Here is a 12,483-nt window from a genome sequence, read left to right as displayed (position 1 = left end):
GCTCCTACCGCCTGATGGATGCCAGCAACTCCGCCGCATCATCCCGCGCCTGGAACGCCTGGCCGTCCTGGGTCAGCTTCTCCAGGATCGTCCTGGCTTCGTCCTTGGCGCCCGAGGCGTTCAGCGCATAGGCCAAGTGGTACTGGATGTCCTGGTTGTTCGGAGCGATGGCGGCGGCGCGGCGCAGCAGGTTCAGCCCTTCGCCGGTCTCGCCCGCCTGGACCAGGATCCAGCCCAGGGTGTCGGCGATCTCCGGCGAATTGGGAGCGGTGGCATAGGCCCGGCGCGCGAGTTCGAGGGCGTCGGGCCGGTCCAGCTCGTGCTTCAGCCAGGCGGCGTTGTTCAGCAGCATCGGGTCGTTCGGCCGGCTCCGCACCAGCACGTCGTAGTGGGTCTCGGCCTGCTTCAGGTTCTGGACGGCCAAGTAGCTGTCGGCCAGCACGGTGCGGACCGACACGTCGTCGGGGTTTTCCCGGACCCAGCCTTCCAGGCCGGCAATCGCCTGGTCCGCCTGTCCCTGGCTGCGGCGAACCTCGAACAGCGCCATGGCCAGCCGGCGGTCCGGCGCGCGGTCCATCGCCTCCTCCAGGGACTTCAGCGCTTCGGCCGGACGGTTCGTCCTGATGAGGACGTTGCTTCGGAGCTGGGCCGCCGCCACCGGGTCGGCCTGCCCGATGCTGTCGGCCAGCCCGAGCGCGGCGTCCGCGTCGTTGCCGGCCAGCGCCAGGTCTATCAGCCCGAGGGTCGCCACCGGGTTGGCCGGGTCCTTCGCCTTGATCTCCTCCAGCACCGGCTTCGCCTCGGCCTGGCGTCCGGCCGCCATGAGGTTCTGGGCCAGGGCGACGCGGGCTTCGATGTCGTCGGGCCTCGCCCCGACATAGTCGCGGAGCGCGTCCGCCGCCTTTCCGGGCTCGTCCGCGGCGCGGTAGACCGCCGCGGCAGCCGCCAGCCCCTCCGGCTGTCCGGCGCCGATCTGGCGGAGCTGGGCCGCGATTGCCTGCAACTTGGCCTTGTCGCCGCGGCGCGCGTACAGTTCGGCGAGCGCCCGGCGCACCGGGATCGAGTCCTGCTGGGCCGCCGCGGCGCTCTCCAGCACGGTCATCGCCTCGTCCGCGCGCTGGCCGCGCGCCAGGAACTGCGCCAGCCGCAATGCCGGCTGCTCGTCCCGCGGGTTCGCGGCGGCATCGTCGCGCAGGCGCTTCTCGACGGCCTCCAGGTTGCCCATGCGGACATCCACGGCGTTCAGGTTGCCGATCAGCTCGGCCATCTCCGGGTCCATCTGCCGGGCGGCCTCCAGCTTCGACCGGGCGGCGCCCAGGTCGCCCTCGGCCATGAAGACGGCGGCTTCCAGGCTGGCCAGCATCGGGTTGTCGGGATCGCCCTGCCGCATCGCCGCGACCGCCTCGTGGGCCCGCCGGAACTCGCCGTTGCGGATATAGTCCAGCACCAGCGCCGCCTGCTGCCGCTCCTCCGGCGAAAGGTCGTGCGACTGGTCGCCGGCGGCCTGGAGCAGGCCCAGCGTCGAGCGGGCGCGCAGCGCCGCCTGGCGGTCGGATACCGTCGTCAGGTCGCGGTAAATCGCGGTCGCCTGGTCGAACTCGCCCAGCCGAAGATAGGCGCCGGCCAGCATCTGGCGGGCGGTCAGGTCTTCCGGATGGGCCGCGACCAGGGGCTTGAGCACCTCGACCGCGCTGGTCGGGTTCTCGGTGCGCAGATGGGTCGCGGCGAGCATCCGGCGGGCGCCGGTATGCTCGGGTACCGCCGCGCTGAAGCGGTTCAGGGCGGCTTCCGCCTGGGCGTACTGCCCGGTACTGAACTTGATCAGCGCGTTCAGCAGAAGGGAGGGCGTGTAGTCGGCCAGGGCGCCCTCGATCGGCAGGAAGGTTTCCCGCGCCCCGTTCGCGTCGCCGCGGATCATCTGGATCGACGCCTTGAGATAGCGGGCCGTGACGTCCCTGGGCGACCGCTCCAGGACCCGGGCGACGTCCTTCTCCGCCTCGTCGACCAGCCCGGTCTGGAGCCGGACGCGGGCGCGGGGCAGAAGCACCCTCGGGTCGTCGGGGGCGATCGAGCCGGCGCGGTTGAGGGCGGCCAGGGCGTTGTCGGTGCGCTGCCGGACGAGGTCGATCTCGCTCGACAGCAGCAGCCCTTCCAGATTGTCGGGATCGTCCCGGAGAACCTCCTCCACCAGCGTCGAGGCGGACTCCAGGTCGTTGCGCAGGGCCTCGGTGCGGGCCAGGCCGAGCTTGGCGTCGGCCGCGTCCGGGGCGCCCTCCAGCGCGGTCCGGAACATGGTCTCGGCGTCCTCGATCTGCCCGGTGCCGATATAGGCCTGCCCGGTCATGACCAGCTTGGCCCGGGTCAGCTCCGGCGTGGCGCCCTGGGGGGAGAGGATGTCGAAGACGTCGGTGTAGCGGCGCTGCATCATCAGCGACTGCGCCAGCAGCAGTTCCACCGCGTCGCCGCGCCGGGAGTCGAAGACGCGGCGCAATTCCTTCTCGGCGGAGACCGGATCGCCGGTGCGCAGGTACAGCTCGCCGAGCAGCTGGCGGGCCTCCAGGTTGTTGGCATCCTGCTGGAGCGCGTTCCGCAATTGGATCAACGCGGCGTTGGCGTCGCCCGCCTCGAGCTGCCGGACGGCGTCCTGCTGGAAACCCTGGGAACGCTGGGGGTCGGCATGCGCCGGCGCGAAGCCCGCGCCCAGGCCCGCGCCCAGGGCCGCGATCGACACTGCGGCCATCAGGCGGCCCAGCTTGCGCGCCATGCCGTGCCGGTGCTTCGTCGGCAGATGCGTTTTCATGGAAGATCCCTCCTCAGGGCGCGCCGTCGTCACGACGGCGGATTGACGTTGTGCTGCTTCAGCAGGCTGTAGATCGTCGGACGGCTGACGCCCAGGATCTTGGCGGCGGCCGACAGGTTGCCGGCGGACAGCGCGAGCGCGCTGGACAGCGCCTTGCGCTCGGCCTCGTCGCGCGCCTGCTGGAGCGTCGCCGACACCTCCGGGGCGTCGCTGCCGGGCGGTGCCGCAAGTCCCATGTTGGCGGCCGTGATGCTCTGCCCGTCGGCCAGGATCACCGCCCGCTTGATGCGGTTCTCCAGCTCGCGGACATTGCCCATCCAGGGATGGTTGCGCAGCGCCGCCAGCGCGTCCGGGGAGAGCTGGAGCTTGCGGCGGCCATGGTCGGCGGAGAATTTGTCGATCAGGTGGCGGGCGAGCAGGACGCAGTCGTCGGTCCGGTCGCGCAGCGGCGGTATGTTCAGCGCCATCTCGCCGATCCGGTAGAACAGGTCCTCGCGGAACGCGCCGTCCCGGATCCTGGCCTCCAGGTCCTGGTGGGTGGCGCAGACGATACGGACATCGACCGGGATCGTCTCCCGCCCGCCGACCCGCTCGATCACCCGTTCCTGGATGAAGCGCAGCAGCTTGACCTGGAGGCTCATCGGCATGTCGCCGATCTCGTCCAGGAACAGCGTGCCCTTCTGAGCCGTCTCGATCTTGCCCTTGACCTGCCGCACGGCACCCGTGAACGCGCCGCGCTCGTGGCCGAACAGCTCGGACTCCAGCAGGTTCTCCGGGATGGCGGCGCAGTTGATCGCGACGAAGGGCGCGCGGCGGCGCGGGCCGAGATTGTGCAGGGCGCGGGCGAACAGCTCCTTGCCGGTGCCGCTCTCGCCCAGCAGCAGCACGCTGATGTCGGTCGGCGCCACCTTCTCCACCGTGCGGCACAGCGCCAGCATCGCGTCGCTGCCGGTGACGATCCCCTGGAAGCTGGGTTCCCGCACCTGCTGGAGCCGGCGGTTCTCGGCTTCCAGCTCCCACACGTTGAAGGCCCGGTCGACGATCAGGCTCAGCACCTGCCCGTCGATCGGCTTCTGGTAGAAGTCATAGGCGCCGAGTGCTATGGCGCGCACCGCGTGGGCCCGCTCCTCGTTGCCGGTCACCACGATCACCTTGGTCTCGGGCGCCGCGGCCAGGATCTCGGCCAGGGTCCGCAGCCCCTCCACCGCGTCGTCCGGGGCGGGCGGCAGGCCCAGGTCGAGCGTCACGACCGCCGGCCGCTGGGCCTTGACCTGACGGAGGGCGCTCTCGCGGTCGGAGGCGGTATGGACCTCGCAATCCTCGAACGACCATTTCAGGCCGCGCAGGATCGCGGGATCGTCGTCGACCAGCAGCAGGGTGCGTGCCGTCATGGTATAGCCTGCCGTTCCATTTGCGAATCCGTAACGGCGAGCGGCATCAGCACCCGTGCCGTGGTGCCGGCGCCGACCTCGCTCTCGATTTCCAGGTGGCCGCCCCAGCGCTCGATCAGGTCGCGGGTCTGGTACATGCCGATGCCGTAGCCGGTGCTCTTGGTCGAGGCGAAGGGCCTGAACAGGTGGTCGCGGATGAAGGCGTCGGTCATGCCCGGCCCGTCGTCCCAGACCTCGACGACGGCATGGCCGCCCTCGGCGAAGCCGGAGACGCGGATCCGGCCGCGCGTGGCGTCGATCGCGTTCTGCACGAGGTTCTCGATCGCGGCGGTGAAGCCCAGCCGGTCGACCGCGATCGCGACGCCTTCGTCCAGCCGGCCGAACGCCAAGCCGGGGAGCGCGTGGCGCCGGGGCTCTACCACGTCGAGCAGCATGGCGCGCAGGTCCGCCGCCCCGGCGACGGGTTCGGGACCGGTCTCTGCGCGCTCGCGCAGCCGGCCCAGAAGCGCCCGCATCCGCTCGACCGAATCGCCGATCGTCTCCAGCGTGTCGCGCTGGAACTCCGGCTTGTCGCCGTGCTTCCCGGCGTGCTGGAGAATCAGGGAGAGCTGGCTGACCATGTTCTTGAGGTCGTGGGCCACGAAGCTGAAGGACTGGCCCAGCCGCTCGAACCGCTGGGCCTCGAACAAGGCGCGGCTCGCCTGCTCCTCGGCGATATAGCTGCCGACCTGGACGCCCAGGATCTCCAGCAGGTCCTCGTCCTCCCAGGTCAGGTCGCGCGGCGCGCGCGGCTCGCTCAGCACGATGGCGCCGACGATCTCGTCGCGCAGCCGCAGGGGCACCAGCAGCCAGGGCGCGTTCAGCCGGCGCAGCCAGCCCAGCACCGCCTGCTCGGCGGGATCGCCGGAGAGATCCAGCCCGTCGCGCAGGTTGAGCACGACGCGCCGCTCGCCCAGCCGCTCGGCCAGCGCGTTGGGCAAGGCCAGCATGCCGGCGCCGCCCGACCAGTTGTATCGCGCGGCCATGGCGTAGATGTCGCCGCGCCCGCGCAGGAACAGGGCGCCGCTGCTGCATTCGAACACATCGGCCATGGCGCGGACCGCGCGCTCGTGCAGGCCGGTCTTGGACGCGCTGTCCGACAGGGTGCGGATGAAGCGCAGCCATTCCCGCCGGTAATCATACGTGAAGGTGAAGAAGTTGCGGGCGATCGCCATGCGGGCGCGGGCGCGCAGCTCGCCGGACAGCAGCAGAACCGCCAGGACCATGACCGCGCCCATGAAGAACAGCATCTGGACCAGCGGTCCCAGTGTCATGCTGGTCTCGCGCAGCAGGTAGCCGATCGCGGCGACGCCCAGCAGATAGACGCCGCTGCCGACCAGCGCCGTCGTGTGCAGCACCGTCTCGCGCGAGATCGTGACGTCGAACGACAGGGTCCGGATGCGCGCCGCCGACACCAGCAGGAACGGCACCGCCAGCACCTGGACCAACGGCCGGGCGGCCAGCGCCAGGGGATCGGTCCGGCCCAGCAGCAGCGCCCCGCTGTGCAGGAACAGGTCGAAGGCGAACAGCCCTCCCAGCCCGATCAGCAGATGCTTGAAGGTCCAGCGGGCGCTGTCGCGGGTGAACAGGAACAGGTTCTCCACCAGCAGCAACCCGAGCACCGCCAGCGCCAGCCCGGCCACCAGCGAGATATCGGCGAACCGGTTGACCGGCAGCGGAACCGCCGCGTCGGCCAGGGCCACCGCCGTCACCGCGCCGGCTATGGCGGCCAGGGGGTTGCGCCAGAACCCGGCGGCGGGGCCGTGGGTCACCTCGCGCAGCACCACCAGCAGGAACAGCAGCCAGCCGGCCGAGCGGAGCACCAGCAGCGCTTCCGGGACGGCGGGCGGCAAGGGTGCGACGATCCGGGCGAAGGCCTCCGCCCCGGCCCATGCCGCGGTCAGCAGGGCGGCGGCGATCAGCGCCACGCCATGGGCTCCGCCTCGGCGGTTCCGCCGCCAGGTCCCGGCCAGCAGAGCCGTCAGGATCAGATATGTGAGCGCCGCGACCCCATGTGTCGCCGCACCGATCATCGTCTGGTCAAGCTGCATTCCCTGTCCGCATTTTGCGTGGGGACAGTAGCGCCGGGGACGGCCCGCGTCTGCGGGGCCAATCGGTTAACCCCAATGTGTCAGTCCCTTTGACGCCCTCCCGGATCGGACGATCCGGAATTGCGCGTTTCCGGTCAGGGTCTTGACGGCGGGATCGTCGGGTTTCTTTACGGTTCCAAACGGTCAGAGCCGCTGGCGGGGGATCGGGGAAAGCGCTCGGAACAGGGCTTCCGGATCGACCGGCTTGACGATCATGGCGTAGCCGGCCAGCTCTATCTCGCGCTGGCGCACGGCGCCGTCCTCTTCCGACAGGATGAAGCCGCGCAGGGGCGCCTTCAGCGGATGGTCCCGGACGCCGACCAGCTTGTGCATGGTGAAGATGCCGCTGGCCCTTTCGCCCGGCCGCTCGCCGCCCAGCCGGAAGTCGACGATGATCGCGTCGGGGGGGAAAGACCCATCGGCCAGGAGCTCTTCCGCCTCCGGCGCCGTGCGCGCTGTCCGGACCGTCCCGCCCCACTCCTCCACGAGCAGCCGGATCGCGCTGGCGGCGGCCGCTTCCCCGGCCAGGACCAGCAAGCGCAGGCCGTCGAGCGGCGGTGTCGCTGCCGTACCGCCGTCCGGGACCGGCGAAGCCCTGCGATTGCTCAGCGGCAGAGTGATGGTGAAGCAGGAGCCCTGGTGGGGTCTGGTCGTAACCTCCACCCCATGTCCCAGCCGCTCCGCCAGCCGCTTCACCACCGACAGGCCGAGCCCGAAGCCTCCGGGATACTCGCGGACACTCTGCGAACTGCGGAAGAAGTCCTGCCAGATCAGCCCCAGCTCCTCCGCGGCGATGCCTCGGCCGGTGTCCAGCACCTGGATCCGAAGCCGGTCGCCCCGGCGGCGGCATCCGATGGCGACGCGGCCCTCGGCCGTGTAGCGGAGCGCGTTGCAGACCAGGTTCTTCAGCATGGTGTCGAGCAGCGCCGGATCGGTCCGGACGATGGCGGAACTGGGGTGCAGCGCGAAACCCAGGCCCTTGCGCTCCGCAATCGGGCTGAATTCGCTGGCCAACGCCACCAGCGAGGCGTTGACGGGATGGTCGGTGAGGTTGAGCTGGACCTGCCCGGAATCCACTTGGTCGAAATAGAGCTGGCCGTCGACCACGGTCCGCATGGACTGGATCGCACGGCCCATGGCCGCCAGCAGATCCTGGGACATCGGGTCGTCCAGGCGTTTGGCGAGGGAATTCGACAGGAACGACAGGGCGCTCAGCGGTTGCCGCAGGTCGTGGTTGGCCGAAGCGACCATGCGGCTGCGCACGCGCGCCATGACCTCCGACGGTTTCTCGTGGGCGCGGGGCAGGGGCCGGGAATCCGCGGGCACGACGGTGTTGAGGCCATGCCAGTCGATGATCGCGCCGTCCTCGCCGGTCAGCGGCTGGGCCTGCACGACGAAGGCATGAGCCGAGCCGTCGGCCGCCAGCAGCCGGACTTCGGCCGCCAGCGGCGTGCCGGACCGGCAGGACTCGTGCCACTCCGCCAGGAAACCAGGCAGGTCGTCCGGATGGACGAGCTTCCGCCAGCCGTCCCCCAGCATGTCCGATAAGGAGCGGCCGGCGAAACGGCGCCAACTGGCGTTGACATAATCCAGGCTGCCGTCCGGACGGGCGATCCAGAGATGCGTCGACAGCTTCCAGGCCGCGGCGTCGTTGGGCAGGTCCGGCTTGTCAACGTTCATGGCATCCAACCACTATCCTGTCCGGTGCTTGTCCGTTCGGCCCTATCCCGCCTTCGGCATCGTCTTCCGGCTGCTCAGTTCCGCCTCGTGCTCGATCATCCAGAGCGCGCCCTGGATACGGTTCCTCACGTTCATCTTACGGAACGCATTGTTGATGTGGAGACGGACCGTTATGTCCGCAATTCCAAGCGTCCGCGCGATCTGCTTGTTGCTGTAGCCCAGCTTGACATACTGCATGACCTCGAACTCTTTCGCGGTCAGGGCGCGGCGCCGCTTGGCCAACCCGGGGTCGAGGTCGTGCGGCGTCTTCTCGATCAGGAGATCGGCGAGCTGGGCGGGGAAGACCTTCTCGCCCAGGATTACCAGCATCAGGGACTCGAACAGCGCGTCGTGCGAGATCGCCTTGACCAGATAGCCCATCGCCCCGGCCTCGAAGCTCGCGCCCAGGCCGTCCAGGGAGAGGCGCTCGGCCAGGACGACGATCGGCTTGGTCGGTGCCGCGGCCTTGAGCGCCGTGACGCCGGCTCCCGCCTGATCCGCGGCGGCGCCGCTCAGGATGATCATGTCGCAGCCGGCGAGTCCCCGTTCGTCATCGATGGCTTCCGCGACGCCGGCATAGGACGCCGTGACCGCGAAGGCGCCGGCCGGGGCGATGGTGGCCAGCAGCGGCCGGTAGGAATCGCTGGAGTCGATATGCAGGAGTTTGATCATCGCGATCCCATTCTTGCGCCGATCGGTTCGTATCTGATCCTCCCGATGTCTTCGGAACGGGGCAGACCTTCGTTCGCCGGCTGTTTGTCAGGCTATAGCGGTTTGGAGCCCCGGTTAAGTCAGCCGATGCGCCTAAGCTGGGCACGGGCGCGACCGCGCGGGGTTCCGGGCCACCATAACGCGGAAATCGGGTCGGTTTTCCGATCGAATTGTTTTAATCCGCAAGACCGGGGAAGGATCCCGGCAGGACGGCACGAAGGGGCTCAGCCCAGCATGCCGTCTGCGGTGCCCGTGATGAAGACGGCCAGGATCATGTCGAGCAGGACCACGCCGGCCGCGGCGCCGCCGCTGACGTCGAGCGTCGTTCGGGCGATGAACCACTGGTAGATCAGCACCAGCAGCGTCACGATCAGCACCATTCCCTCGCCCAGGCTTTCGGGCACCAGCCCGGAATCCGCGACGGCGACGACCGGCAGGTAGACGCCCATCTGGATCACCGACGACCAGTTGTAGGCGCTCAGGAAATCGAAGTACCGGCTGGAACGGTCGAGCAACCCGCTGATGTGGAACATGGCGAGCGGGAAGGCGCTCCAGCTTATGACATAGGCCAAGCCCTCCACCGTGATGAACCGCAGGGCAGATACCTGGGGCAGCACGTCCCAAAGGCGGAGCACCACCAGCAGGGCATAAGCCGGCAGGACGATCAGGGCGGCGTAGAAGGACCGCAGGGCGCCTTCCGGCGTGCGGTCGAAATAGCTGAGCCCGGTCTTGTCGAGCATGGCCAGACGGTAGGCCCCGAAGATCGAATAGACCGCTTCCCGTGCCGTCAGCGTCATGCCGCGTCGCCTCCCGTGGATGGGGAAGTGGCGGGAGCGAAGAACCCGTCGATGACGGCCCCGTAGATGCAGGTCAACCGTTCCACGTCGGCCACGGCGACATGCTCGTCCACCTTGTGCATGGTCTGCCCGACGATGCCGAACTCGACCACCGGGCAGTGCGACTTGATGAAACGGGCGTCGGACGTGCCGCCGGTGGTGCTCAACTCCGGCCGGTGTCCGGTCACCCGCTCGACCGCGTCGGCGACCAGATCGCTCAGGCGGCCGGGCGGCGTCAGGAAGCTCTCGCCGCTGACCCGGAAGTCCAGGTCGTAGCGGCCCCCGACGGCGTCGCAGGTTCGCCTGATCCAGTCCTTCAGCCCATCCGACGTGTGCTCGTCGTTGAACCGGATGTTGAAGCTGGCCGATCCCTTGGCCGGGATCACGTTGTCCGCCGGATTGCCCACGTCGATCGTGGTGATCGCCAGTGTGGAGGGCTGGAAATGGGCGTTGCCCCGGTCCAGCGGTTCCGCCGTCAGGGCCGCCAGCATCCGCACCAGCCGGGGCAGGGGATTGTCGGCCAGATGGGGATAGGCCACGTGGCCCTGGGTGCCGTGGACGGTCAGATAGCCCGTGATGCTGCCGCGCCGGCCGACCTTGATCATCTCGCCCAGATAGTTGGGGTTGGTCGGTTCGCCGACGATGCAGGCGTCCAGCACCTCGCCCCGGTCCGCCAGCCAGTCCAGCACCTTGCGGGTGCCGTTGACGGCGGGGCCTTCCTCGTCGCCGGTGATCAGCAGGCTGATCGAGCCGGGTGGCGTTCCCGCGCTGCCCAGCCGGCGGGCGACCGCCGCCGTGAAGGCGGCGACGGCGGCCTTCATGTCGGAAGCGCCCCGGCCGTAGAGCTTGCCGTCGACTATCTCGCCGGCGAACGGGTCGACGGCCCAGGCCGCGGGGTCGCCCGGCGGCACCACGTCGGTGTGGCCCGCGAAGCAGAGATTGGGACCCTTGGTGCCGAGGCGGGCGTACAGGTTTTCGACCGGGGCCGTCCCCTCCTCCTCGAAGCGAAGCCGGTGGCAGACGAAACCCAGCGGCTCCAGCACGCCCTGAAGGACGTCGAGCGCGCCGGCGTCGGCCGGCGTGACGCTGCGGCAGCGCACCAGCGCCCGGGTCAGTGCCACCGGGTCCAAGGCTGCTTGGTCCAAGGCTGCCGGAGCGTCGGTCATCAGGCGCGCAGCAGTTCGTTGATCGAGGTCTTGGAGCGGGTGCGCTCGTCCACCTGCTTCACGATGACGGCGCAGTAGAGGCCCGGGCCGGGGCTGCCGTCGGGCAGGGGCTTGCCCGGCATGGTGCCGGAAACCACGACCGAATAGGGCGGCACGCGGCCGTACAGGATCTCGCCGGTCTCGCGGTTGACGATCCGGGTCGAGGCGCCGAGATAGACGCCCATCGACAGCACCGAGCCGGTCCCGACCCGCACGCCCTCCGCGACTTCGGCGCGGGCGCCGATGAAGCAGTTGTCCTCGATGATCACCGGATCGGCCTGCAGGGGCTCCAGGACGCCGCCGATGCCCGCACCGCCCGAGATGTGGCAGTTCTTGCCGATCTGGGCGCAGGAACCGATGGTCGCCCAGGTGTCCACCATGGTGCCGCTGTCCACATAGGCGCCGATATTGACGAAGCTCGGCATCAGCACGACGCCCGGCGCGATATAGGCGGACCGCCTCACCACGCAGTTGGGCACCGCGCGGAAGCCGGCGGCGCGGAACCGCCGGTCGTCCCAGCCCGCGAACTTGGACGGCACCTTGTCGAACCAGGACGACGCGCCCAGCTCCGGGTCTTCCGGCCCGCCGGGGATCGGCACCATGTCGTTGAGGCGGAACGACAGCAGTACCGCCTTCTTGAGCCACTGGTTGACCTGCCAGTCCTCGCCGCCCGAACGTTCCGCGACCCGGAAGCGACCCTCGTCCAGACCCGACAGGGCTGCGTCGACCGCATCGCGGACGGCGCCCTTGGTGCCGGTGTTCAGCTGGTCGCGGTTTTCCCAGGCTGCCTCGATGGCGGCCTGCAGGTCGGTCGTGTCGGCGGAGGTCATGGCAGGGTTCGATCCGGCTCTATATCAGGGAAACCGGAACATGGTTCACCGGCAAAGCCGCTGTCAACTGCGGACCGCAATCCCGTCCGGCCGCGTCAGACCGACCAGCCATTCGATCAGGTCGTCCACCGCATGATGGATGTGGTAGCCATGCCCGACGCCGCCGCGGTCGGGGCGGGCGAAGTCGGCTTCCGTCCGCACCCAGACCGTGGTCATGCCGAGTGCGGCGGCGGGGACCAGGTTGCGCGCGATATCCTCGACCATGCAGGCGCGCCGGGGCTCGATGCCGTGCAGCTCGATCAGTTCGCCATAGGGGCGGGGGTCGGGCTTCGGCACGTAGCCGGCCGCGACGATGTCGTAGATCACGTCGAAATGCCGCGCGATGCCCAGCCGGGCCAGCACGTTGTCGGCGTGGCGGCAGGACCCGTTGGTGTAGACGATCTTGCGGCCGGGCAGCCGTTCCAGCGCCCGGTCCAGCTCGGGGCTCGGCGTCACGGGCGTCACGTCGATGTCGTGGACATAGTCCATGAACTCGATCGGATCGACGTCGTGTTCCGTCATCAGGCCGCGCAGGGTCGTGCCGTAGTCGCGGAAGAACTGCTTCTGGCGGCGGCGCGCCTCGTCCCACGGCAGGTCGAAGCGCTCGCCGATGAACTCGGTCATGCGCTGGTCGATCTGGGCGAACAGGTTGCTGGAGGCCGGGTAGAGCGTGTTGTCCAGATCGAAGATCCAGACGTCGATGCCGGAAAGCGGCGTGGGGGAGCGAGTGTCGGTCGCGGTCATGGCGTGACAATGGGCCGGCATAGGCGGTACGGCAAGTGGCCGCACCGCAGGAGACGCCTTTGCGCCGCCGCAATCGCGC

9 protein-coding genes are annotated in these 12,483 nt (G+C 69.5%); all 9 read right to left on the bottom strand.

Features of this window, described 5'->3' with window-relative positions:
* Positions 1 to 4: 4 nt before the first annotated feature.
* The 9 genes from prsT to DPR14_RS21785 all read right to left on the bottom strand — a co-directional run bounded on the left by prsT (position 5) and on the right by DPR14_RS21785 (position 12,404).
* Complete coding sequence (gene prsT, locus DPR14_RS21825; protein ID WP_158047025.1) at positions 5 to 2,800, bottom strand: XrtA/PEP-CTERM system TPR-repeat protein PrsT; 2,796 nt, start codon at positions 2,798 to 2,800, stop codon at positions 5 to 7.
* A gap of 29 nt (positions 2,801 to 2,829) precedes the next feature.
* Positions 2,830 to 4,191: a PEP-CTERM-box response regulator transcription factor gene (prsR, locus tag DPR14_RS21820; RefSeq protein ID WP_158047024.1), complete on the bottom strand. Its 1,362-nt coding sequence runs from the start codon at positions 4,189 to 4,191 to the stop codon at positions 2,830 to 2,832.
* A complete protein-coding gene (gene prsK / locus DPR14_RS21815; RefSeq protein WP_425501048.1) occupies positions 4,188 to 6,263 on the bottom strand; it encodes an XrtA/PEP-CTERM system histidine kinase PrsK in 2,076 nt (691 codons plus the stop codon). The genes prsR and prsK overlap by 4 nt, the downstream gene beginning before the upstream one ends.
* 201 nt (positions 6,264 to 6,464) lie before the next feature.
* Complete coding sequence (locus DPR14_RS21810) at positions 6,465 to 8,000, bottom strand: ATP-binding protein (protein WP_158047022.1); 1,536 nt, start codon at positions 7,998 to 8,000, stop codon at positions 6,465 to 6,467.
* Between the two features lie 42 nt (positions 8,001 to 8,042).
* Complete coding sequence (locus DPR14_RS21805) at positions 8,043 to 8,711, bottom strand: LuxR C-terminal-related transcriptional regulator (protein WP_158047021.1); 669 nt, start codon at positions 8,709 to 8,711, stop codon at positions 8,043 to 8,045.
* Positions 8,712 to 8,974: 263 nt separating this feature from the next.
* A complete protein-coding gene (locus DPR14_RS21800; protein ID WP_158047020.1) occupies positions 8,975 to 9,547 on the bottom strand; it encodes a hypothetical protein in 573 nt (190 codons plus the stop codon).
* The gene (gene dapE / locus DPR14_RS21795; RefSeq protein ID WP_158047019.1) at positions 9,544 to 10,752 is read right to left on the bottom strand and encodes a succinyl-diaminopimelate desuccinylase; all 1,209 of its coding nucleotides are present in this window, start codon (positions 10,750 to 10,752) and stop codon (positions 9,544 to 9,546) included. The genes DPR14_RS21800 and dapE overlap by 4 nt, the downstream gene beginning before the upstream one ends.
* Positions 10,752 to 11,621, bottom strand: a complete 870-nt coding sequence (gene dapD / locus DPR14_RS21790) for a 2,3,4,5-tetrahydropyridine-2,6-dicarboxylate N-succinyltransferase (RefSeq protein ID WP_158047018.1) — start codon at positions 11,619 to 11,621, stop codon at positions 10,752 to 10,754. Before dapD ends, dapE begins: the two co-directional genes overlap by 1 nt.
* A gap of 63 nt (positions 11,622 to 11,684) precedes the next feature.
* The gene (locus tag DPR14_RS21785; RefSeq protein ID WP_246148454.1) at positions 11,685 to 12,404 is read right to left on the bottom strand and encodes a pyrimidine 5'-nucleotidase; all 720 of its coding nucleotides are present in this window, start codon (positions 12,402 to 12,404) and stop codon (positions 11,685 to 11,687) included.
* Between the last annotated feature and the right edge of the window lie 79 nt (positions 12,405 to 12,483).

It is taken from the genome of Skermanella pratensis (genome assembly GCF_008843145.1).
GTDB classification, from domain to species: Bacteria; Pseudomonadota; Alphaproteobacteria; order Azospirillales; family Azospirillaceae; genus Skermanella; species Skermanella pratensis.
Note: the sequence above shows the minus strand (reverse complement) of the source record. Positions and strands in the feature narration are given on the sequence as shown.